This window comes from Castellaniella sp. FW104-7C03 (genome assembly GCF_040276085.1).
Classification (GTDB): Bacteria; Pseudomonadota; Gammaproteobacteria; order Burkholderiales; family Burkholderiaceae_B; genus Castellaniella.
In genome coordinates this window covers 1-23314 of the sequence record NZ_JBELOK010000002.1, presented here as the reverse complement: position 1 = coordinate 23314, position 23314 = coordinate 1, and the positions used below count along the sequence as shown (strand labels likewise).

The following is a 23314-nucleotide window of genomic DNA, read 5'->3' as shown; positions in this document are numbered from 1 at the left end:
TCGTCCGGCTTGATCACTGCCCGATGCGGCTAAGGCCCAGGCGCTGGCCTTGGCTGCGAGCATCCTGAAGGCTGTCCAGCCATTGCGGATTGGACAGATACCATTGCACGGTTTTACGCAGGCCACTGGAGAATGTCTCCCGGGGGGTCCAGCCCAATTGCGTCTGGATCTTGGATGCATCGATCGCGTAACGCAGATCATGGCCTGGGCGGTCGGTGACGTGTGTAATCAAATCTGCATAGCGGGTAACCCCGGCTGGGTGCTTTGGCGCGAGTGCCTCGAGCAAGTCACAGATGGCGTGCACCACGTCGATATTGCGTTGTTCGTTGTGGCCGCCAATGTTGTAGGTTTCTCCGGGTGTGCCGGCTTCAATCACGCGCTGAAGCGCTCTGGCATGGTCTTCTACATACAGCCAGTCGCGGATCTGTTCGCCTCGGCCGTATACCGGCAAGGGCCTGCCGGCCAGTGCGCCAAGAATAATCAGCGGGATGAGCTTCTCTGGAAAGTGATAAGGCCCGTAGTTGTTGGAGCAGTTGGTGATCAGGACAGGCAGGCCGTAGGTGCGGTGCCAGGCGCGTACCAGGTGATCGGCGCCTGCCTTGCTGGCAGAATATGGCGAACTGGGTGCGTAGGGGGTACGCTCTGTAAACAGATCCTCGGTATTGGCAAGATCGCCATAGACTTCGTCGGTTGAAATATGGTGGAATCGAAAGCTGGACTGATCTTCTTTGGGCAGGCGGGCCCAGTACTGGTGAGCGGTTTCCAGCAGAGTATAGGTGCCAACCAGATTGGTGTGCACAAAAGCAGCCGGGCCATCGATTGATCGGTCGACGTGGGTTTCGGCAGCCAGGTGCATGACCGCCTGGGGCTGGTGCTGCGCAAAGATACGTTCGAGTGCGGCCGCGTTGCAAATATCCTGGTGCTCAAACACGTATCGCGGGCTGGCGCTGACCGAATCCAGGGAGGTGAGGTTGCCGGCATACGTCAGCTTGTCGACATTGACAACGGAGTGCCCGGTAGACTGAATCAAATGGCGAACCAGCGCCGAGCCAATAAAGCCGGCGCCTCCGGTGATGAGGATTTTCATGCGCTGACGGGCCTATAACCGCTTGATAAATACCAGGCTGTTGCGAGAGTGGTTGTAGTGGGCGCGCTTTTCGTGGGGCAGGTCGGATACCCCGCCTTGCACAAAGCCGCGTTTCAGAAACCAGTGGGATGTACGGGTGGTGAGCACAAACAGACGCCGTGCCCCGTGGGCGCGGGCTGTGGCTTCGGCGTGGCGCAGAAGCTTTTCGCCATCACCTGCGCCTTGCCACTCGGGATGGACAATCAGGCAGGCCATTTCGGCCATACCGTCAGACAGGTACGGAATCACCGAGACACAGCCGTAGATCACGCCGTCGTGCTCCAGCACCGTGAATTTCTCGACGTCCCGTTCTATCACGGCGCGGCCACGAGGCACCAACGTGCCGTCGGATTCGAGGGGTTCAATCAGCTGCACAATGGCCCCGACGTCATCGGCGACTGCGGGGCGAAGGTCTTCGAGCGTGTCTTCGACCACCATAGTGCCCACGCCGTCATGGGTAAAGATCTCGAGCAGGATGCTGCCGTCCAGCGTGTAGGGCACCAGGTGTGCACGTGCCACGCCGCGCTTGACTGCCAGTGAGGCGTGGCCCAAAAATGCGCTGGTGTCTTCGTCGAGCACGCCCTGGGCCAGGAGCTCGTCTGCGTCTTTGCGGGCCAGCTCTGTATCCACAGACCCGTCGGTTTCGGTAACGGTGCGGTTTTGCGTCAGAAAAATCAGTTTCTCAGCCCGCAGTGCCACAGCAGCATTGGTGGCAAGGTCTTCCATCGCCAGATTGAAGGCTTCGCCTGTAGGAGAAAAACCCAGGGGTGACAGCAGGACGATGGCACCCTGGCTGATGACATTGTGCATGGCATCAATATCCAGCTTGCGAACCGTGCCTGCGCGGCGGTAATCAATGCCATTGATGACGCCAACGGGCCGTGCCGTGACGAAGTTGCCGGAAATCACGCGAATCTTTGCATGGGACATGGGCGTGTTGGGAAGGCCCTGGCTGAAGGCCGCTTCGATGTCCAGGCGGATTTCACCAGCGGCTTCTTTGGCGCACTCGAGTGCTTCGGGGCTAGTGGGCTCGGTGCCCCGCCCAAACTGGGTGGTGTAGCCTTTTAGCCGCAGTTGCTCATTGACCTGCGGGCGCGAGCCGTGCACCAGCACCAGCTTGACACCCAGCGCCGATAACAGGGACAGATCAGCCACGAGAGACTCAAGACCTTCGTCCTCGATGAGTTCCCCGCCAAAGGCCACCACAAATGTTTTGCCTCTGAAGTCGTGCACGTAGGGCGCCACCTCGCGAAACCAGCGGACAAACTGCGCGGCTGCGAATTCAGGGGCATCCTGTGCGGAATAGGTGTCGATTTCGGCTGAGCTCATGGCAAGTTGGGGTGGGATCGCAAGAGGGAGACCTCGAAATTATAATGACGGATTACCCTTAAGGGCATGGAAGGTCTCTGAGTGGGGCTTTAGCCTAAGCCGGATGGGCCCGTTACCGGCACCCGGCCACGCCTCAAGGGCAGCTTTTCTGTGGAAACCAAACTTTTGCCAGACCAGACACCTCCGCCACGTCATCCTACGCTGCAACAAGACCCAGCCACCCGGCGCCCGCGCAAGCGACGCCCGCAGGCGTCGCCCCCTGGTGCCGGGGCTGGCGATCGGCCCTTGCCGCTGATTCAATACCCGGAAGACCTCCCTGTCAGTGCGTGCCGTCGTGAGATCGCTCAGGCGATCACGGATAATCAGGTGGTTGTGATCTGTGGTGAAACGGGGTCTGGCAAGACCACACAGTTGCCCAAAATATGCCTGGAGCTCGGCCGTGGCCGCCAGGGCATGATCGGCCATACGCAACCTCGCCGGCTTGCGGCTACTTCTGTGGCACAACGGGTGGCGCAAGAGCTGCACACCGAGTTGGGCGATTGGGTTGGCTATCAGATCCGCTTTGGCGAGCGCACCAGCCAAGGGACGGCCATCAAGCTGATGACGGACGGTATCTTGCTGGCAGAGACGCAGCGTGATCCATGGCTGCGTCGCTACGATACGATCATTATCGATGAGGCCCATGAGCGCAGCCTCAATATCGATTTTCTGCTGGGTTTTCTCAAGCGCCTGCTGGCTCGACGCGATGATCTGAAACTGATCATCACTTCAGCCACCATCGATGCACAGCGCTTTGCGCAGCATTTCGGGCAGGGCGGCAAGCCAGCCCCGGTGATTCAGGTGTCCGGTCGTCTGTTTCCGGTTGAGTTGCGTTACCGGCCGGTGCGAGCAGAGCAGCCGGCGTCAGAGATCGGCCGTGCTGACGAAGAACGGGATCTGGTAGACGCCGTGGTCGATGGTGTGGCCGAGTGTGCGCGTCATGGTGCAGGGGATGTGCTGGTTTTTTTGCCTGGAGAACGCGAAATTCGGGAATGCGCCGAGGCCTTGCGCAAGCAGCATCCGGCCGGTGTATTGGTGCTGCCGCTGTATGCGCGATTGTCGCGGGCAGAGCAAGAGCAGATCTTTCACCCACGCAGCAATCTCAGACGGGTGGTGCTGGCCACCAACGTGGCGGAAACCTCTCTCACAGTGCCCGGAATCCGCTATGTCGTGGATAGCGGCCTGGCCCGGATCAAGCGATATTCCTGGCGCAGCAAGGTCGAGCAGCTGCGGATAGAACCCATCAGCCAGGCATCGGCCAACCAGCGCGCAGGCCGCTGCGGCCGGCTGGGTCCAGGGGTGTGCGTCCGCCTGTATGCCGAAGAAGATTTCACGCAGCGTCCGCCGTTTACCGATCCGGAAATCCTGCGTTCGTCTCTGGCTGCCGTTATTTTGCGCATGAAGGCGTTGCGGTTGGATGATGTCGAAGCGTTTCCGTTTGTTGAGCCGCCCACGGGCAGGGCGATTGCCGATGGCTATCAACTGCTGCAGGAACTCGGTGCGCTGGATGAGCAGAACCATCTCAGCGCAGTGGGCAAATCCCTGGCCAAGCTGCCTGTTGATCCGCGTGTTGCGCGGATGATCTTTGCCGCCCACGAGCAACAATGCCTGACTGAAATCCTCGTCATCGCCTCGGCGCTGTCGATCCAGGATCCGCGCGATCGGCCCATGCAGGCGCGCGATGCGGCGGATCAGGCGCACGCGCTTTTTCGGGATAAGCAGTCAGAGTTTCTGGCCTGGCTGAAACTATGGGAGTGGTACCGGGATCAGGTGGCGCACAAGGCCTCTCAGCGCAAGTTGGTCGAGCAACTGCGTGCAAAATTTTTGTCACCGGTGCGCATGCGTGAGTGGCACGACACACATGTGCAGCTGCTGACGCTGGCACGAGAGCAAGGCTGGCGCCTGAACCAGACACCAGCCACCCGGGAGCAGATACATCTGGCCTTGTTGGCGGGGTTGCTGGGCAATATCGGTATGAAGTCTGATGATGCCAACCTCTATCAGGGGGCGCGAGACATCCGGTTTGCCATTCACCCTGGCTCGGCGCTGCAAAAAAAGGCAGGCCGCTGGGTGCTGGCCGCCGAACTGGTGGAAACCACGCGTTTGTATGCACGCTGCGTGGCGCAGATCGATCCTGTCTGGGTCGAAAAAGCAGGCGTCCATTTGTTGAAAAAGGCCTGGTCTGATCCCCGGTGGGAGAAAAAGGCCGGGCAGGTGGTTGCCAACGAGCGTGGCACTGTGTACGGCTTGCCGGTGTATACCGGGAGGCGGGTGCATTTTGGGCGCATTGATCCCAAGGCTGCACGCGAAATCTTTATTCGGGATGCGCTCGTACCGGGCGATATTGATAGCAAGCTTGCATTTATTGCGCATAATCGCCGGCTGATCGCCTCCATCGAGCGCCTCGAACACCAGAGCCGACGGCCTGACATCCTGGTTGATGATGGATTGATCTATGCCTTTTACGATCAGCAGATTCCGCCAGAAGTTTGTCAGGCAGTCTCTCTTGAGGCCTGGGTGGGTACACTGGGGCGCGAGCAGGCCGAAGGCCTGAAGCTGAGCCGTAACGATCTGATGCAGCATGATGCTTCGGGGGTAACAACCGAAGTGTTTCCCCGGCGCCTGTCATGGGCAGGCACCGACCTGGCGGTTGATTATCACTTTGAACCAGGGTCCCCGCGCGACGGGATGACGCTGACCGTACCCCTGTTTGCCCTCAATCAGCTGGATGCTGGCCGGTGTGAGTGGCTGGTACCAGGGATGCTGAAGGACAAAGTGCATCTGTTACTTAAATCCCTGCCGCAAAAGTTGCGTCGGCGGTGCGTGCCTTTGCCGGATTACGCGGCAGGATTCCACGAGCGCTGGTTCGAGCGTGCCGCAGACCCTGGCATGAGTCTGATTGAAGCCCTGATTCAGGATATTTGGGAGCAACAGCAGGTACGTGTGTCAGCCACGGATTTCAAGCTGGAAACCTTGCCGGCGCATCTGTTCATGAATTTCAAGGTGGTGGATGAGCATGGCCGCATGTTGTCTGGTGGTCGCAGTCTGGATCAGTTGCGCGCCGAGCACGGTCGCGAGGCCCAGGCCTCATTTCAACAATTGGCAGCACGGGACCGAGATGCAGCGCAGGTGCTTGAGCATGAGGGCCTGACCGCATGGACGTTTGGCCCCTTGCCGGAGCTGCTTGAAATTCGTCGTGGCGGACAGTCCCTGATCGGATATCCGGCCTTGCGTGATCGTGGGGAGTCGTGTGACCTGGATGTGTTCGATGATCCCCAGCAGGCCCGTCGTGTGCATGCCGCCGGGCTTCGCCGCTTGTTTCGGCTGGCGTTGCGTGAACAAGTCCGTTACCTGGAAAGAAATCTGCCGGATCTCACCCGTATGGCTATGTTGTACATGGATTTGGGTAGCCAGCAAGAATTGCGCGACCAACTGATCGATGCCGCCATCGGCCAGTCGTGTCTGGGCGAGCCCTGGCCCGAAAACAGCGATGCGTTCGATCAGCGCTGCCAGGATGCGCGGGCCAGGCTGACACTGTTGGCCCAGGAGCTTGCCCGGCTGACTTTGCTGATCTTGCAAGAGCGGGCGCAATTGCTGAAAAAACTGCCTCAAGCCAAGCCGTGGCCCGAGGCACAGCAAGATATCCGCCAGCAACTGTTTGCACTGGTGGGCCCGCGATTTATTCAAGATACGCCTGCAGAGCAGTTAAAACATTTTCCGCGCTATCTCAAGGCTGCGCAGGTGCGGATTGACAAACTGCGTGAAGATCCCGCCAGGGACGCCAAGCTGATGGCCGAGTTCTCAACGCTGATGGTGCCCTGGCAACGTGCACGGACTGCGCTCAAGGGGGCGCCGGATGCGTATCTGGATGCGTTTCGCTGGCAGCTCGAGGAATTGCGGGTGGCCTTGTATGCACAGGCGCTGCGCACGCCGTTTCCGGTATCCGTCAAACGTTTGCAGAAGGCCTGGCAAGCCATGCCGCGCTAGGCGCCTCTGGCGTCCCGGCTTCAGTACAATCCTCGCATGAAAATGTCTTCTGCTTCTCCCTCTTTTGTACACTTGCGCAGCCACTCAGAATTCTCGGTGGTGGACGGTATTGCGCGTATCCCCGATTTAGTAAAAACAGCCAAGTCATTTGGGCAGCCAGCTCTGGCTCTCACCGACTTATGCAATCTGTTTGGCTGGATCAAGTTTTATAAGGCCGCACGCAAGGCGGGGATCAAGCCTATTGCCGGGGCCGATGTCTGGCTTGGCAACCCCGACGATCCCGACAAGCCGTTTCGGCTTGTCCTGCTGGCAACCAGTCATGCGGCCTACCTGGATTTATGCGGTCTACTCAGCCGTGCCTGGACAGAAAACAGCCAGCGCGGGCGGGCCGAGGTCAGCCGTGAGTGGCTGTCTGGCCGGGCGGGCCTGATTGCTTTGTCGGGAGGTCGGGCCGGAGACATCGGGCATGCGCTTGGGGCAGGGCGGGCCGATGAAGCCCGTCGTCTGGCCCGGCAGTGGGCTGCGGATTTTCCCGACAGCTATTTCATCGAGCTGCAACGAGCCGGTTTTGAGGGTGATGAGGCTTACGTGCAGGCAGCACTGCAACTGGCCTCCGAAACAGACGTGCCGGTAGTAGCCACGCATCCTATTCAGTTCATTGCGCCGTCTGATTTCCGGGCCCATGAGGCCCGTGTCTGCATTGCCGAAGGCGAGCTGCTGGGCAACTCGCGACGCCCCCGGCGGTTTACCGCCGAACAATACATGCCGGATTCTGCCGAAATGGCGCGGCGCTTTGCGGATGTTCCATCTGCGTTGGCCAACACGGTGCAGATTGCCCGTCGTTGTAACCTCACGCTTACTTTGGGTCACCCTGAGCTGCCCCTGTTTCCCACGCCTGATGGCGTCACGCTGGATGATTACCTGGTGCAGCTGGCCAATGATGGGTTGCAGCGCCGGATGCGCCAGTTATATCCAGACGAGCAAGAACGCACGCGCCAGATGCCTGTCTATCAAGAGCGGCTGGATCGCGAGTGCCAGACCATCGTTGGCATGGGATTCCCAGGTTATTTTTTGATCGTTCAGGACTTCATCAACTGGGGCAAACACCATGGAGTGCCTGTGGGTCCAGGCCGTGGATCGGGGGCCGGCTCTTTGGTGGCCTACAGCCTCGGGATCACGGATCTGGATCCGCTGCGATACGATTTGCTGTTCGAGCGCTTTCTCAATCCGGAGCGCGTGTCCATGCCCGACTTTGACGTCGATTTCTGTCAGGACAACCGCGAGCGGGTAATCGAGTACGTCAAAGAGAAGTATGGTCGCGATGCAGTCAGCCAGATCGCCACTTTTGGTACATTGGGGGCCAAAGCCGTGGTGCGAGATGTCGGGCGTGTGCTCGAGATGCCCTACAGCGTCTGCGACAACCTCTCCAAAATGATTCCGTTCAATCCGGCAGACCCCTGGTCGCTGGAGCGCACGCTGGAAAACGAGCCGGCATTTAAAGAGCGTTACGATTCTGATGAAGAAATCCGGGCGCTGATTGATCTGGCTCGGCCGCTTGAGGGACTGACCCGAAATATCGGCATGCACGCAGGTGGCGTGATCATCGCCAGGGGCAAACTGACGGATTACACCCCCCTGTATTGTCAGCCTGGCAGTGAAACAAGCGTGGTCTCGCAGTACGACAAAGGTGATGTCGAAGACGTCGGCCTGGTGAAATTCGACTTCCTGGGCTTGCGTAACCTGACGATTCTGGATTGGGCGGTGCGCTATGTGCGTGAATTCAATCCGCAGATGCATGATTTTGACATCATGGATCTGCCGCTGGATGATGCGGAAACCTACGCTTTGCTGTCGTCCGCCAACACAACGGCTGTGTTTCAGCTTGAGTCGCGAGGGATGAAAGAGCTGCTGAAAAGCATGCAGCCCAACACCTTCGAAGACGTCATCGCCTTGCTGGCTTTGTTTCGGCCAGGTCCACTCGAATCCGGCATGGTGGTGGATTTTGTCAATCGCAAGCATGGCCGTGCAGAAGTCGATTATTTCCACCCCGACCTCGAACCCGTCCTGAAAAGCACCTATGGTGTGATCGTGTATCAAGAGCAGGTGATGCTGATCTCCCAGATCATCGGCGGATACTCGCTGGGCGGCGCCGATCTGCTGCGCCGGGCCATGGGCAAGAAAAAGGCCGAGGAGATGGCCAAGCACCGCGCAATCTTCCAGGAAGGCGCGGTCAAGAAAGGCTATGACGCCGATCTCGCGGCACACTTGTTCGATCTGATGGAGAAGTTTGCCGGCTACGGTTTCAATAAAAGTCACTCTGCAGCCTATGCCCTGATCTCCTACCAGACTGCCTGGCTCAAACGCTATCATCCCGCCGAGTTTCTCGCGGCCACCATGCTGTCGGACATGGATGACACTGACAAGGTGCAGATCTTTTGGCGGGATGCCCTGGATAACGGCGTTGCAGTGTTGCCACCGGACGTCAATGCCTCAGGGTTTCGGTTTGCCCCGGTGGCCGATGCGTACACCGCACAGGGTCAACCGCCGCGCACCATCCGCTATGGTCTGGGCGGAGTCAAAGGCACCGGGCAATCGGCTGTCGAAGCCATCCTGGCGGCACGCCAGGCCAATGGCCCGTTTGCCAGCCTGTTTGATTTCTGTGCGCGGGTGGATCGCCATGCCGTCAACCGGCGCACCATCGAAGCGCTGATCCGTGCCGGCGCCTTCGATACCCTCGAAGAAAACCGTGCCGCCTTGCTGGAAACGTTGGGTAGTGCAATCGACGCTGCAGAGCAGGCCGAGCGCAATGCCAATCAGGCCTCCTTGTTTGCCGACGAATCCGACCAACTGGTGGCGGGTGAGTTGGCCCGGGTAACGCCCTGGGATCTGCAAACCCGGCTCACAGAAGAGAAATCAGCGCTGGGCTTTTATTTCAGTGGCCATCTCTTTGAGGCGTGGCGCGATGAGATCCGTCGAGTGGCCCCTACGCCGCTGGCGCGTCTGGCGCCTGCGCGCGGCCAGCAGTGGCTGGCAGGCGTGCTTGCCGCCGTGCGTCCCCGCATGACGCGTCGTGGGAAAATGCTTTATGCCTTGCTGGATGACGGTAGCGCACAGATCGAGATCGCCATTTTCAACGAGTTGTTCGAGCAATATCGCAACAGCCTCAAAGAAGATCGGCCGCTGGTTATCCAGGGCCGCGTCAGCCACGACGAATACTCCGGTGGCTTGCGGGTCTCTGCCGATGACCTTTACGATCTGCAGCGCATCCGTGAAACCCGTGCCCGCAGCTTACGGCTGGTGGTGCCGGCCACGGTTGATCCGGCAAGCCTGCAGCAATTGCTCGAGCCCTGGCGGTCTGCGGAAGCAGGCGTGCCCGTCGAGCTGCGTCTGCAAGACCCGGCTTTCTCCTGCTTGCTGCGCCTGGGCGATGCCTGGCGCGTCCGCATGGACGATGCCTTGCTGACAAGTGCCCGACAGTGGCTTTCCTATGACAACGTCGAGGTAAATTACGGATGAAGATGTTGCCTGCTGCCTTTTCAGGGTGGATGTCTCTGGTGGCTAGGTTGATGCTGTGGTGCGCGCAGCGATGAGGCCGCTGCGCATTGTCCATGCCGAGGCCGCTACCGGTTTTGGGGGCCAGGAGCGTTATATTTACCGGCTGATGCTCGCATTACGTGCGCGGGGCCATCATGTGCAGGCGATTTGCCAGCCTCACGCCCGCTTGACTACCCAGCTGCGTGAAGCCGGCTTTGCAGTTGAAACCCTGGCCATGGATGGGCCCTGGAACCATCTCAAAGGTTTGCCCCGCCTGGTGCGTTTTCTCAAGGCAGGGCGGTTTGATGTGCTCAACACCCATAGCCGTCGTGAGACGCTGCTGGTGGGGGCAGCCGGCCGGCTGGCGGGAGTGCCGCTTGTGGTGCGCACACGTCATCTGGCCAAGCCTGTGGGGTCGCTGTTGGCTTACACCCGTGTCCCCAAGCGGGTAATTACACCTAGCGAGTTCGTTCGTCAGCATCTCATACAAAGAGGCGTCAAGCCCGAACACGTGGCCGTGGTGCCGCCTGCCGTGGATTTTCCAGATCCCATGCCTCAGCCCGTCTTGCGTACTGAACTCGGCCTGGATGGTCAGGCGCTGATTGTTGGTAGCGTGGGTGTCCTGCGTGCGGAAAAAGGTCATGAACAGCTGCTGGCGGCCATGGCGCCTTTGTTGCAACGCTATGCACACTTGCACTTTGTCGTGGTGGGTGGCGGCGAGACCGCTCGCACAAAGTTGGCCTCACAGGCCCAGGCTGCTGGTGTAGCGGATAAGGTGCATTTGCTGGGGGCCCGTATGGATGTGCCGGCCCTCTTGCCAGACTTTGATATCTTTGCACTGGCTACCCATATCGAAGCGGCTGGGGCTGTTTTTATTGAAGCGGGGGCGGCAGGCTTGCCGGTGGTGGGTACCCGGGTGGGGGGCGTACCCGAAATGATGCGCGAGGGCGAAACAGGCCTTTTGGTCCCCTTGTTTGATATCCCAGCCTTGAGTGCCGCGATTGAACGCCTGATTCTCGATCCGGCCCTGCGCCGGCAGATGGGCGAAGCCGGGCGCAAATTCTGTCTCGGTGATGGCCGCTTTACGCGCGCCGCCCTGGGCCAACGCACAGAGCAGTGCTATCAGCGCTGGCTACAGGAGATCAATGCATCATGACGCGTCAGATTGTGCCCGTGCTCATGTATCACCATGTCCACCCAGGGGGCGGCATGATCACCACTACACCAGAGCACTTTGAAGATCAGTTGCGTTGGTTATCGCGGCGGGGTTACCACACGCTCAGCACGGCAGAATTCACCCATTTTCTAAACCATGGCCAAGCGCCTTCCAAGGCGGTGTTGCTGACGTTTGATGATGGTTACCTGGATAATTGGGTTTATGCAGCACCGCTGCTTCGGCGCTACGGGATGCGGGCCACTGTGTTTATCGTCACGGGCTGGATAGGAGACGGGCCACAGCGCCCGTGTCTGTCTGATGGTGCCCCATTGCCCGAAACCCCCGATCACCACGAGTGTGAACGACGCATTGCGCACGGTGCCGCAGACGAGGTGATGTTGCGCTGGTCTGAAATCGGTACGCTGATTGAGCAGGGAGTGATGGAATTTCACACCCATACCCACACCCATACCCGATGGGATAAACAGGCGGTCGATAAAAACGCCCATATGCACGAAGAACTGTCACAATCCAGGCAGACGCTGGAGCAGCGTCTGGGTTCTGTGTCTGATCACTTGTGCTGGCCTCAAGGCTACTTCGACCCCGATTACGTCAGGATTGCGCAAGAGCTGGGGTTCAAGTATCTGTACACCACGCGCGCCTTTGGTCGCAACAGGCCGGGGATGGATCCCGCGTCGATTTTCCGTTTTGCGGTTCGTGATACGACAGGCGCGTCCCTGGGACGCCGGGTGCAGGTGGCCGGCAGCCCGGTACTGGCGCCTCCCTTCAACGCCTGGAAGCGCTGGAAAAAAAGCCAGCACTACAAAGGCTAAGCGCTTATGCCAACTTGCCATTCAAGATGCCGCTCATGAGCCTTTCTGTCATTATCATCACAAAAAACGAGGCGGCCCGGATCGCGTGGTGTCTGGAGTCGGTCAGCTTTGCCGATGAAATCATCGTGCTGGATTCTGGCAGCACAGATGACACGTGTGACATTGCACGTCGCCTGGGGGCGCTTGTGCACAGCAGCCCTGATTGGCCCGGATTTGGTCCGCAAAAGAATAGGGCGCTTGCCTTGGCAACCGGTGATTGGGTGTTATCCATTGATGCGGATGAACAGCTGAGCCCTGAGCTGGCTGCCGCGATCCGAGCGGCCATCCAGGCACCTCAGGCAGATGCTTACCGGATGGCACGCCTGTCAAAATTTTGCGGCAAACCCATCTGGCACAGCGGCTGGTGGCCAGATTACGTGCTGCGTCTGTTTCGACGCGAAGCTGGCCGTTTTACAGATGCGGCCGTGCATGAAAGCGTGCAGGTTGTTGGGCAAACTGCCACACTGCCTGGGCACTTTTTGCATGATCCCTATGCCAGCCTGGAAATATTCATCGACAAGATCAATCGGTACTCCACCGAGGCTGCGCTGCAGGCGTACCACAAGGGGCGGCGCACCACGCTGTTGGGCCCCTTTGGGCATGCGTTCTGGACATTCCTTCGCCATTATTTTTTTCGGCGCGGGTTTCTCGATGGCTGGCGCGGGCTTGTGCTGGCCGGAATGGCGGCAACCGGCAGTTTCTATCGTTATGTCAAACTGTTTTGGCTGGGCCGCCAGTCGCCGTCCTGATCTGTTTATGCCCGGTGGCCGGCTATTGTGACAACCCCTTATTCTTATAATTTGCGCATGATTCCCATCCTGATGTATCACCAGATTGGCGAGCCCAATCCCAAAGGCACTCCTTACCGGGGGCTGACGGTGCACCCGCGCGACTTCCGGCGGCAAATGGTCTGGTTGCGCCGCCTGGGGTATCGTGGTTTGTCGATGGCGCAATTGATGCCTTATCTGCAAGGCAAGAAAACAGGCAAGGTATTTGGCCTGACCTTTGATGATGGCTATCAAAACGTCCTCGAGCACGCCTTGCCTGTCCTCGAAGACTGCGGCTTTCATGCCACCAATTATTTTGTGGTGCGTATGTTGGGCAAGACCAATACCTGGGATCATGCCGAAGGGGTGCCCGCTGCTGCGCTTATGGATGTGCAGGGGCTCAGAGAATGGTTTGACGCAGGCCACGAGGTGGGGTCTCATACCCTCAATCATCCGGTTCTGCCAGGTTTGTCGCCAGAATTGGCACTTAACGAAATCCGCGATTCACGCGAGGCACTGGAGCAAATCACAGGCGCGCCGGTCAAGGCATTTTGTTATCCCTATGGCAAGTTCACGCCCGAGCTGGCCGCCTGTGTACGTAATGCCGGCTACGAAACTGCCACCACCACCGCCGGTGGGCTGGTGCGCCGCTTTGATGACCCCTTTACCTTGCCTCGGGTGGCTGTGATGCGCTCAACTTTGCTGATCCGTTTTCTGCAAAAATGCCTCACATCCCTTGAAGATCGCAAGCGTATCCGTCAAGAGCAGAGGCTGTCGTGACAGTGCTCGATCGTCTCCCGGTTCCATCGCCCGCACCGGATATCCGGCCTTTGTCGATCGCCTTTGTGGTGGATCGTTTTGGCAATCGCTTCGGGGGCGCGGAAGCCTATGGGGTGGCCCTGATGCGCGAGTTGTTTGCCGCGGGCCATCAGGTCACTGTGTTTGCTCGGGAGTACGATCCGGCCTGCGACCTCCGACTGCCGTATCGTGCCATTCGCGTCAGTACGCGCTGGCCCGGCTGGGTGCGAGGCTGGTTGTTTGCCCACCGGGCTGCGCGGGCAACGCAGGCGGGTTTTGATATCGTCCATTCACACTGCAATGGCTGGTGCGGGGATGTTGAAGTCGTGCACGTTACGCCAGTACGCTATCGGTGGCGTGTTCAGCCCATGGCTTGGCTCAAGCGTTGTCTGTCTTATCCCAGCCTTCGAGTGCAAACATATCTTGGTCTCGAGCGTCGCCGCATGGCTGCGCGCCCCGGTCGCCGGGTGGTGGCCGTTTCCCAGTTGATCGCCTATCAGCTTGAACAAGCGTATGGACCGTTTGCATGTCCATTGCCGGTGATTCCGCCTGGCGTGTCGGTTGCACCTGCCAGTACCGCCGAGGTGCGTGTACGTACCCGTGAGTCCCTCGGTTTGGATCAGCACCTGACCCTATGCCTGCTGGTGGCCCGCAACCCTATGCGTAAAGGGCTGCCGACGGTACTGCAGGCCCTTGGTCAGTTACCTGAGGATGTGCATGTGCTGGTGGTGGGGGCCAATGCTGCTGCCCGTACCTGCGTGGACCAGGCGCCGCACGCAGTCCGCCAGCGGGTTCATCTGGTGGCTGAGACCGCACAGGTGGCGCCATATTATCAGGCGGCCGACATTTACGTGCACCCCACTCTCAATGACAGCTTCGGGATGGCGCCTTTGGAGGCAATGTCGTTTGGTTTGCCAGTGATTCTCAGTCCTGCGCCCTGGTGCGGTTTTGCACAATATGTGCGGGCGGGCGACGAGGCCCTGGTGCTAAGCCATCCCGAGCATGCCGATGAGCTGGCCCGGGCAGTTGTGCGAATTCGCACGGATGCTGCTTTGAGACAGCATTTGCAAGAAGGCATGCGGGCAGTGCTTGCACGCCATGCGTGGCCCGAAGTCGCGCGTCAGTATCAGGCTGTTTATTCCGCCATCCTGGCAGAGAAAAACGCTTCTTGAACGGCTAAACCCAGCCCCTCAGCCAGTACACCAGCAATCCCAGATACTCTTTCACAATCGATCGGCTGGCGTTGAGCGCACGCAGATCGGGCAACCAGAATGAAAAGTCTGGCTGGTCGGGTACGACGATTTGTGGCGGTGAAGGGGCTGCGACAGGGTTTAAGCCCTGCTTCTGAAAGCTGGCCATGGCGCGCGGCATGTGCAGTGCCGATGTCACCAGCAAGAAGGCAGTGATGTCGCGCTGGCGTAATAATTTTGCTGTGTAGACCGCATTTTGATGCGTTGTCAGGCTCTGGCTTTCTTCAAGAATTGCTGAGGCTGGCACCCCCTGATGCTCCAACGCCGCTGCCATCATGCGTGCTTCGCTGACACCGCCATCCAGCGCGGCACCCGAGACCACTACCAATGGCGCACGCCTGGCTGCATACAGCTTGGCGGCGGTATCGGTTCGCAGCACTGTTGAAGCAGAATCCAGGGGTTCAAACCAATTGCTGCGCCCGTTGGCCGTGTTGCCTCCAAGTACCACAATGGCCTGGGCCGTGGGCATCGTAGCTGCCACACGATAGGGGTATCGCTGCTCAAGCAGGCCGCCTGCCCACAAGGATGTGGTGGGCAGCGACCAGAACACCACCCACGCCAGTGCCGCGATCGTCAGGATGGCAGCGGTCTTGCGCCAGCGGACGATCAACAAAACCACGGCAAGCAGCAGCAGGGTGATCGAGAGATTGAGGGGGATTACCAGATTGGCCAGGAATTCGGACACATTCATGCGCTGGGTACATTCTCCATCAGGGTCAGGGCAGTGCTCAGGACGTCGGGGGCGCTGGGCCAATGGTCCAGCCTGCCCATTCGGGTGGCTTGGTTTGACCAAGGGCCTGTGCGTAAGGGGTCGGTGACACCAAACAGGGTGATCTGGCGTGCGCGTGCAGCAGCAGCCAGATGAGAGACACCGGAGTCGTTGCACACAACCAGCCCGGCAGCGTGAGTAAGGACAGCGAAGGCGCCCAGCCCCATGGCGGGCAGCAGTTGGACGCTGGGTGCAGCGGCTTGTGCTGCTGCCTGCTCGCCAGCAGGAGGTGCCATCACTACTGTGAAACCGCGTGCCTGCAAGGACTGGCTGAGGCTATCGAACCCAGTCCAGGCCTTGATACGCCCCTTATGCAGGCCTGTGGCCGTGGGTGCTATCAGGATGAATCGACCGGAAGCCAGCCCTGCCTCAGCCATCACTTTTGCTGCCTGCTGTTCATGGAGGGCGGCGGGCCGCCAATCAAGTTCGGGGGCCGGCTCGGCGTGGGCAACGGGCAATTGCCAGTGCTTGAGTGCGTACCGGGTGAGATAGTGCCACGATTGCACGGCATGCAAACTGGCGTCTGGCTTGCGGCAAGGCCAACGCAAAATCAGGCTGCGGCCATCGTCCCGATAGCCGGCGCAAGGGATTCCTGCGAACCGGAAGGATAGAGCGCTGGAAAGCGAATCGGGCAGTAGCAGACCCCGGGGGGCAGGCAGCCGGGATAGCTTGAGGTGCTGGCGGACAGACGCGCGGTTGGTGCGCCAGGAAGAAGTCATGGGGACGAACCCGGCCAAGGGATAGGCCGCCAGAAGATCCTGGGCCCATGGGCGTGCGCACACCACAACAGGAAGCCCAGTGTGCAACAGCAGCTCGAGGCTGGGTAGGCTCATGCAGACATCACCCACCCAATTGGGCAGGCGGATATATAAGGTGGGTCTGGCAGTGGGTGACAACGCAGGAACTCCGGCAACCCGTAGCGGCCTAAGCCTGGCCACGGGCTAAAATGCGTGATTCACGACAGTATATAAGAGAGTGTGAGGCTTGAAACCTGAATCTAATCTGACCGACAGCCAGCCAGTACGCCTGGAAATGTGGCGGCAGATCTATCTGCGCCTGGGAAAAGACTGGAAGGTGGCCCTGCTGGCGCTGCTCTTGCTCAGTGTTGCCTCTGCTACCCAACCATTGCTGGCTGTCATCATGAAGCCGTTGCTGGATGAAGGCTTTACGGGCGCTCGCCCATCGTACATTTGGTCGATTCCATTGGCCGTTGTGGGCCTCATGCTGCTGCGCGGCATCACCACGTTTGGCGGTACCTATCTGATGTCCTGGGTAGCCAATAATCTGCTATTGGGCTTGCGTTCAGAGATGTTTGAGCGCCTGATGGCCATGTCGGACGAAACCTTTCGCTCCAGTGATCATGGACGGCTGCTTAACCGGTTCACCATTGATGCCGGAAATGTGGCGGGTCTGTCCACAGAGGTGATTCGTGTCATTGTTCGCGAGTCCCTCACGGTTGTGGCCCTGCTGGCCGTGCTGCTCTACATGTCCTGGCAACTTACCCTGATTGTGCTGGTGATGTTGCCCCTGTCGGTGCTTACTGGTCGGTATTTTGTGCAGCGCTTGCGGCGTATCAACCGCGATACCATCAACATGAACGCCGAGCTCACCCGCGTGGTGTCTGAAGGTATCGCCGGGCAGCGTGTCATCAAACTGTTTGACGGCTATGCACGCGAGCGTGATCGCTTTGCCTACATTAATGCTCGCCTGCGCCGGTTTGCCATGCGGGCAGCCAGTGCAGATTCCGCCATGTCGCCAATCTCACAATTTTTTGTGGCCCTGTCTGTGGCAATTGTTGTGGCGGTTGCCTTGTATCAGGCCAACCATCAAGGGCTGACAGTAGGGAGTTTCGCCGCTTTCATGGCAGCTCTTGGGCAGATTTTTGATCCCCTCAAACGCCTTACCAATATTGCCGGTGCGGCCCAGCGCATGCTGATTTCAGCCGAAAGTGTTTTCTCCCTGATCGAAGAACCCGCCGAGCAGGACACAGGCACCCGGGACATCGTTGGGCGGCTGTCTGGTCAGGTTCAGTTTTGCGGGGTAAGCCACCGCTTTGCCGATGCATCGCGCAATACGCTTGACAACATTGTCCTCTCGGTCCCGGCTGGGCAGACCATTGCGTTGGTCGGCCGGTCGGGCAGTGGCAAGACCACATTGGTCAATATGTTGCCTCGCTTTATCGAGTCCACCAGCGGCCAGGTGCTGATCGACGGTATTGATATTCACGAGTTTCGCTTGCAGGCGCTCAGGTCGCAGTTGTCATTGGTCAGCCAGGACGTCGTGATGTTTGAAGGCAGCATTGCCGACAACGTCGCTTATGGTTCCCGAGACGATGTACCAGAATCGCAGGTTCGTGATGCACTGGAAGCAGCCAGTTTGCTCGAGTTTGTAGACAGCCTGCCAGAGGGCATCCACACGCAAGTGGGCTCCAATGCCAGCGCGATGTCGGGTGGCCAGCGCCAACGCCTGGCTATTGCCCGGGCACTCATCAAGGATGCGCCGATTCTGATCCTCGACGAAGCGACCTCAGCTCTGGACAACGAGTCTGAGCGGCAGGTGCAAGCTTCTCTGGAGCGCTTGATGGCGGGGCGCACGACGCTGGTCATTGCGCATCGCTTAAGTACTGTGCAAAAGGCCGATCGCATCATCGTCATGGATCAAGGGCGGATAGCGGAAGAGGGCACCCATGCCGATCTGCTGGCGCAGGGTGGGTTGTACGCCAACCTGTACCAGCTGCAATTTCTCGACGAACCCGCATCAGACCAAAGCACTTCGGTGCCGGATCAGGCGTCTTGATAGTGCCAATTTCTTGCCAGCCACGCGCGGTTTGATCATGAGTCTGCCCATTTGCTTATGCTTAGCCCGACCGTCCACCTCACCCCCATTTTTGCCACGGAGCTTCCCATGAAAACGCTGTGCGCCCTTGCATCCTTGTCTGTTCTGGCCGCCTGTGCTGGCCAGCCACAAGGCCTCACCATCAATCAGCTCGAGACTCCCACCCACCAGCTCACCGAACGCAGGCGCCTGCCCATCGATTTTGCCGGCGTACAGCAAAATTTGTTTCGTCACGCAAAGCTGTGCGGAGATATCTATACCTTCGAGATGGTGCCTCGGGAGTCTGCGTATGGTCGTGTGGTATATCGCCCCACTCCTGATGCCGGGTGGGACCGCAGTGTGGTGCTGAGCCTGACCTTGCTGCATAACCGTACCATCAACGTCAAGGCGTACAGCTACTATGCCGGCGAGATGGACCGAGTGCATCAGATGTTGACCGCGATGATGAAGCCCGAGTTATGTCATGCAGACAGCAGTTGGGAAAACAAGCTGGATGTAGGTGAGTAGGCATCCAGGTCTATCGGTGGCAGAGAATAATAGCAAGCTTGTCAGGTGCCTGAGGTCAGTTGGCTATAGCAAAAAGCTGCACTGTCTATAACAACACCAGATCGTACTGCTCCTGGCCGTAGCCGGCTTCGACCGCCAAAGAGATCGGTTTGCCTACGAAGTCACCCAGCATGGCCAGATGTTGGCTTTCCTCTTCCAGAAACAAATCCACCACTGCTTGCGAGGCCACGATCCGGAACTCGGCCGGATCAAACTGTCGGGCTTCGCGCAGGATCTCGCGCAGGATCTCGTAGCATAGGGTTCTGGGTGTACGCACAGAGCCCCTGGACTGACAGGTGGGGCAAGGCTCGCACAGCTGGTGCGCCAGCGAGTCTCGTGTGCGTTTGCGTGTCATCTCAACCAGGCCCAGCTGGCTGAAGCCGCTGACTGTCACGCGGGTGCGATCGTGTGCCAACGCTTTGTGCAGCTCGGCCAGCACAGAAGCTTGATGTCCCGCATCATCCATATCGATGAAGTCCAACACCACTATGCCACCCAGATTTCGCAGGCGCAGCTGTCGGGCGATGGCCACGGCAGCTTCCAGATTGGTTTTGAAGATCGTGTCATCAAAGTTGCGGCCACCAACGTAGCCACCAGTGTTGACGTCCACAGTGGTCAGAGCCTCGGTTTGATCGATGATCAGATAACCGCCTGATTTGAGATCGACGCGCCGGGACAGTGCCCGGGCGATTTCTTCGTCTACATTGGCAGTATCAAACAGTGGGCGATTGCCGCTGTAGTGATCGATGCGATCAACCAAGGACGGTGTGTAATGTTGTGCCCAGCTGATCAGCTCTTGCGTAACGGTGCGTGAATCCACCAGGATGGTGCCTGTGTCTGGGGTTGCCATGTCACGCAGTACTCGCTGGGCCAGTGTCAGTTCGATGTAAACAGGAGAGGGCGCCGGCACTTGCCCGATACGGGCCTGGATATTGCTCCATAGTGTCCGCAAGTACAGGATGTCCGCCTCAAGCTCTTGATCACTGGCGCCTTCTGCCTGTGTGCGGACAATAAACCCGCCGGGTTCACCTTTGGGCTTGAGTGCCATGATGCGCTCGCGCAGCGCCTCGCGTTCTGCTTCGTTATCGATGCGCTGGGAAATCCCGATATGGGGCTCGTGTGGCAGGTAAACCAGCATACGCCCCGCAATGCTGATGTGTGTGGATAGTCGTGCACCCTTGGTGCCAATGGCATCCTTGATCACCTGCACCAAAAGAGACTGGCCTTCAAACAGCAGCTTTTCTATCGGTGTCTGTTGGCTGTGGTCGCCATTGTTGCGGGCATGGCGATTTTGGCGCAAATCGGCTACATGGATGAAGGCGGCCCGTTCCCGTCCGATATCCACAAAGGCGCTTTGCATGCCCGGCAGCACTCGAGCGACACGCCCCAGGTACAAATTGCCTACGTGACCGCGCTGGATGCTGCGTTCGATGTGCAGTTCTTGCGCCACCCCCTGCACAGTAACCGCAACCCGGGTTTCAAAGGGTGTGACGTTGATCAGAATATCTTCGCTGGCGGACATGGTCTTTGGCAGGTTTATAGGGTTTTAGGTGATGTTCAACATCTGGCAAAACTGTATCACCATCTGTCTGATGCGATAGTTCAGGCAAGGATTGCGAGTGATAAATGAATAAATCTTAGGGGGAGAGCGGCTTTAGCTGTTGGTCTTTATCAGATAGCGCGGGTTGCTTGATCGGCCATGTAATAGCCAATACAGGACAATTCCAGGCAACGCCAGCCTCGTCCTGTGGCCTGTAATAGTCGGTGCACTTATAGTGCAATAAAGCGGTCTCGCTGGTGACACAAAACCCGTGCGCATAGCCTGGGGGAATCCATAATTGCCGGTGATTTTCACCAGACAGCTCCAGCGCCACAGTTTGCCCATACGTGGGTGATGCCGGATTGATGTCCGCAGCCACATCAAACACGCTGCCGGCAAGCACCTGAACCAGCTTGCCCTGCGGGCGTTGCCGCTGATAGTGCATGCCTCTCAAAACCCCTTGATGAGAACGGGACAGGTTGTCCTGGACAAAAGGCTGGTCGATTCCGGCCTCGTCCCGGTAGCGCTGGTCGCTAAATAACTCCGCAAACAAGCCGCGGGAGTCGGCGTGCACTTGCGGTTCGATGATGCGCACCCCTGGCAGGCAAGTGTCAATGACCTTCATGCGCTGTGCTCCTGGGCCAATGCCAGCAAATACTGGCCGTAGGCTGTTTTGGCCAGTATTTGCGCCTGCGTCAGCAATTCGGATCGTGTCAGCCAGCCATTGTTAAATCCAATCTCTTCGAGGCAGGCAACTTTTTGGCCCTGGCGCTGTTCGATAGTGTGCACATATGTACCGGCGTCGAGCAGGCTTTCATGTGTGCCGGTATCTAGCCAGGCAAAGCCGCGACCAAGGGTTTGGACATTCAAAGCGTCCTTCTGTAGATAGGCCTGATTGATATCGGTGATTTCCAGCTCGCCCCGTTTGGACGGCCGAACCGTGCGTGCGATATCCACCACCTGGTTATCGTAGAAATACAGGCCGGTGACGGCATAGGCAGATTTCGGATTGGCGGGTTTCTCTTCGATGGATATTGCTCGTCCCATCTGGTCAAACTCAATCACACCGAAGTGTTGAGGGTTTGCCACGCGGTACGCAAAGATGGTGGCACCAGCACTTCTGCGTGCTGCTGTATGCAGCATTTCGCTAAAACCATAGCCATAAAAAATATTGTCACCCAAGATCAGGCATACGGAATCTTGCCCAATGAAGTCCGCACCAATCAAAAAGGCCTGGGCGAGGCCTTCGGGCGCAGGCTGTATGGCGTACTGAAGCGAGATGCCGAATCTGGAACCATCACCCAGCAACCGGCGAAATCCCGGGAGATCCTCGGGCGTGGAAATCACCAGGACCTCCCGGATGCCTGCCAGCATCAATACCGACAGGGGGTAATAAATCATGGGCTTGTCATAGATGGGTAGAAGCTGTTTCGAAACCCCGCGAGTAATCGGGTGCAGTCGGGAGCCGGTACCGCCGGCCAAAATAATGCCTTTCATCTTGATGTGTGTATTCCGTTGATTCTTATAGGGTTTGTATCTAGAGTAACTCTGGCTGGCCAGAGAACATTCAGCCTATGTTACCTGCTTCCGGTACGCAGTTTGCACACAACAAAAAAAGCGTGCTATAGTTCGGTCTCTTCGCCGCCGGGCAGTCAGGGTTAACCCCGACAACACAGGGTAAAACCAGTGGTTTGGCAAGCCGAAGTGCGGTCATTTGAAGGCAATGGTCTCGATGGTTGTACAGGGTAAAAAGGCGAGGCGCCGGTTTCGGCCGGTGGCAGTCTGGCTTGACGTTAACGCTTAAATGTGTTTTAATTTCGGGCTCGACGAGGGGATGAAGATTTCCTTGTCAAGGCGCTGCGAGGCAGTGTTCAAGCGGTTTTGCCACGATGTGGCAAGTCAATAACCGATTGAGTCACCCACCCCAGCTGCTTGACAAGACTAAAAAACTTCTTCATAATCTCGTTTCTCTGCTTCACGCAGATTTGTTCTTTAAAAACTAAACAGCCGATAAGTGTGGGCGCTTGATAACAGGCAGCACAGCCCGGCGATGCGTTGATTCTCACGGATCATGCATTGCACGGAAATGCACAAATGTTATACCAAGTGCTCGCACAGATAGAAATGAAGAAGTAAGGTTAAAACCAAGCTTTGTCATTTCTTTTGAGTGATGCATAGCGAGCGTAGCTTCTCCATTCCTTCGGGGATAAGAAACTACGATTACAGGAATTAAACTGAAGAGTTTGATCCTGGCTCAGATTGAACGCTAGCGGGATGCTTTACACATGCAAGTCGAACGGCAGCACGAAGAGCTTGCTCTTTGGTGGCGAGTGGCGAACGGGTGAGTAATATATCGGAACGTGCCCAGTAGCGGGGGATAACTGGCCGAAAGGTCAGCTAATACCGCATACGTCCTACGGGAGAAAGGGGGGGATCGCAAGACCTCTCACTATTGGAGCGGCCGATATCAGATTAGCTTGTTGGTGAGGTAAAGGCTCACCAAGGCCGCGATCTGTAGCTGGTTTGAGAGGACGACCAGCCACACTGGGACTGAGACACGGCCCAGACTCCTACGGGAGGCAGCAGTGGGGAATTTTGGACAATGGGGGCAACCCTGATCCAGCCATCCCGCGTGTGCGATGAAGGCCTTCGGGTTGTAAAGCACTTTTGGCAGGGAAGAAAAGGCCTAGGATAATACCCTGGGCTCATGACGGTACCTGCAGAATAAGCACCGGCTAACTACGTGCCAGCAGCCGCGGTAATACG

16 protein-coding genes and 1 rRNA gene are annotated in these 23314 nt (G+C 58.2%); 10 read left to right on the top strand and 7 right to left on the bottom strand.

What is annotated here, in order from left to right; translation table 11 throughout:
* Nucleotides 1-13 precede the first annotated feature (13 nt).
* Together rfbB and argA are read right to left on the bottom strand one after the other, a co-directional pair.
* Complete coding sequence (gene rfbB / locus ABS758_RS02110) at nucleotides 14-1087, bottom strand: dTDP-glucose 4,6-dehydratase (RefSeq protein ID WP_350380820.1); 1074 nt, start codon at nucleotides 1085-1087, stop codon at nucleotides 14-16.
* Between the two features lie 12 nt (nucleotides 1088-1099).
* Nucleotides 1100-2455 carry an amino-acid N-acetyltransferase gene (gene argA, locus ABS758_RS02105; protein ID WP_350380821.1) on the bottom strand — a complete coding sequence of 452 codons (1356 nt, stop codon included), beginning with the start codon at nucleotides 2453-2455 and terminating at the stop codon, nucleotides 1100-1102.
* A 201-nt stretch (nucleotides 2456-2656) separates the two neighbouring features.
* On the opposite strand from argA, the gene hrpA reads away from it, so the two are divergent.
* From hrpA to ABS758_RS02070, 7 genes are all read left to right on the top strand, one after another.
* Complete coding sequence (gene hrpA, locus ABS758_RS02100; protein WP_417276723.1) at nucleotides 2657-6481, top strand: ATP-dependent RNA helicase HrpA; 3825 nt, start codon at nucleotides 2657-2659, stop codon at nucleotides 6479-6481.
* 36 nt (nucleotides 6482-6517) lie between these two features.
* Complete coding sequence (dnaE, locus tag ABS758_RS02095) at nucleotides 6518-9997, top strand: DNA polymerase III subunit alpha (RefSeq protein WP_492304489.1); 3480 nt, start codon at nucleotides 6518-6520, stop codon at nucleotides 9995-9997.
* 70 nt (nucleotides 9998-10067) lie between these two features.
* Nucleotides 10068-11171 (top strand): glycosyltransferase family 4 protein, encoded by a 1104-nt coding sequence (locus ABS758_RS02090; protein WP_350380823.1) that lies wholly within the window; start codon nucleotides 10068-10070, stop codon nucleotides 11169-11171.
* Entirely contained in the window at nucleotides 11168-12004 is an 837-nt protein-coding gene (locus ABS758_RS02085; RefSeq protein ID WP_350380825.1) for a polysaccharide deacetylase family protein, read from the top strand. The genes ABS758_RS02090 and ABS758_RS02085 overlap by 4 nt, the downstream gene beginning before the upstream one ends.
* Before the next feature lie 35 nt (nucleotides 12005-12039).
* A complete protein-coding gene (locus ABS758_RS02080) occupies nucleotides 12040-12792 on the top strand; it encodes a glycosyltransferase family 2 protein (RefSeq protein WP_350380827.1) in 753 nt (250 codons plus the stop codon).
* Nucleotides 12793-12849: 57 nt separating this feature from the next.
* Nucleotides 12850-13590, top strand: a complete 741-nt coding sequence (locus ABS758_RS02075) for a polysaccharide deacetylase family protein (protein ID WP_350380829.1) — start codon at nucleotides 12850-12852, stop codon at nucleotides 13588-13590.
* A gap of 50 nt (nucleotides 13591-13640) precedes the next feature.
* Complete coding sequence (locus ABS758_RS02070) at nucleotides 13641-14780, top strand: glycosyltransferase family 4 protein (protein ID WP_350380850.1); 1140 nt, start codon at nucleotides 13641-13643, stop codon at nucleotides 14778-14780.
* A gap of 4 nt (nucleotides 14781-14784) precedes the next feature.
* Here the strand turns inward: ABS758_RS02070 and ABS758_RS02065 are convergent, their stop codons facing one another.
* Nucleotides 14785-15549: a YdcF family protein gene (locus ABS758_RS02065; RefSeq protein WP_350380830.1), complete on the bottom strand. Its 765-nt coding sequence runs from the start codon at nucleotides 15547-15549 to the stop codon at nucleotides 14785-14787.
* Nucleotides 15546-16460: a glycosyltransferase family 9 protein gene (locus ABS758_RS02060; RefSeq protein ID WP_350380831.1), complete on the bottom strand. Its 915-nt coding sequence runs from the start codon at nucleotides 16458-16460 to the stop codon at nucleotides 15546-15548. The genes ABS758_RS02065 and ABS758_RS02060 overlap by 4 nt, the downstream gene beginning before the upstream one ends.
* Nucleotides 16461-16659: 199 nt before the next feature.
* Between ABS758_RS02060 and msbA the strand changes: the two genes are divergently transcribed.
* Both msbA and ABS758_RS02050 read left to right on the top strand, forming a co-directional pair.
* The gene (gene msbA, locus ABS758_RS02055; RefSeq protein WP_350380851.1) at nucleotides 16660-18423 is read left to right on the top strand and encodes a lipid A export permease/ATP-binding protein MsbA; all 1764 of its coding nucleotides are present in this window, start codon (nucleotides 16660-16662) and stop codon (nucleotides 18421-18423) included.
* Between the two features lie 108 nt (nucleotides 18424-18531).
* Nucleotides 18532-18969: a M14 family metallopeptidase gene (locus tag ABS758_RS02050; protein WP_350380832.1), complete on the top strand. Its 438-nt coding sequence runs from the start codon at nucleotides 18532-18534 to the stop codon at nucleotides 18967-18969.
* 85 nt (nucleotides 18970-19054) lie between these two features.
* On the opposite strand, the gene rng is transcribed toward ABS758_RS02050, so the two are convergent.
* The 3 genes from rng to rfbA form a co-directional block, all read right to left on the bottom strand.
* Nucleotides 19055-20530, bottom strand: a complete 1476-nt coding sequence (gene rng / locus ABS758_RS02045) for a ribonuclease G (protein ID WP_350380833.1) — start codon at nucleotides 20528-20530, stop codon at nucleotides 19055-19057.
* Nucleotides 20531-20645: 115 nt separating this feature from the next.
* The gene (gene rfbC, locus ABS758_RS02040; RefSeq protein ID WP_350380834.1) at nucleotides 20646-21173 is read right to left on the bottom strand and encodes a dTDP-4-dehydrorhamnose 3,5-epimerase; all 528 of its coding nucleotides are present in this window, start codon (nucleotides 21171-21173) and stop codon (nucleotides 20646-20648) included.
* Entirely contained in the window at nucleotides 21170-22045 is an 876-nt protein-coding gene (rfbA, locus tag ABS758_RS02035; RefSeq protein WP_350380835.1) for a glucose-1-phosphate thymidylyltransferase RfbA, read from the bottom strand. Before rfbA ends, rfbC begins: the two co-directional genes overlap by 4 nt.
* A gap of 734 nt (nucleotides 22046-22779) precedes the next feature.
* Here rfbA and ABS758_RS02030 point away from each other — a divergent pair.
* Nucleotides 22780-23314: ribosomal RNA gene (locus ABS758_RS02030) — 16S ribosomal RNA — on the top strand; the annotation flags it as partial.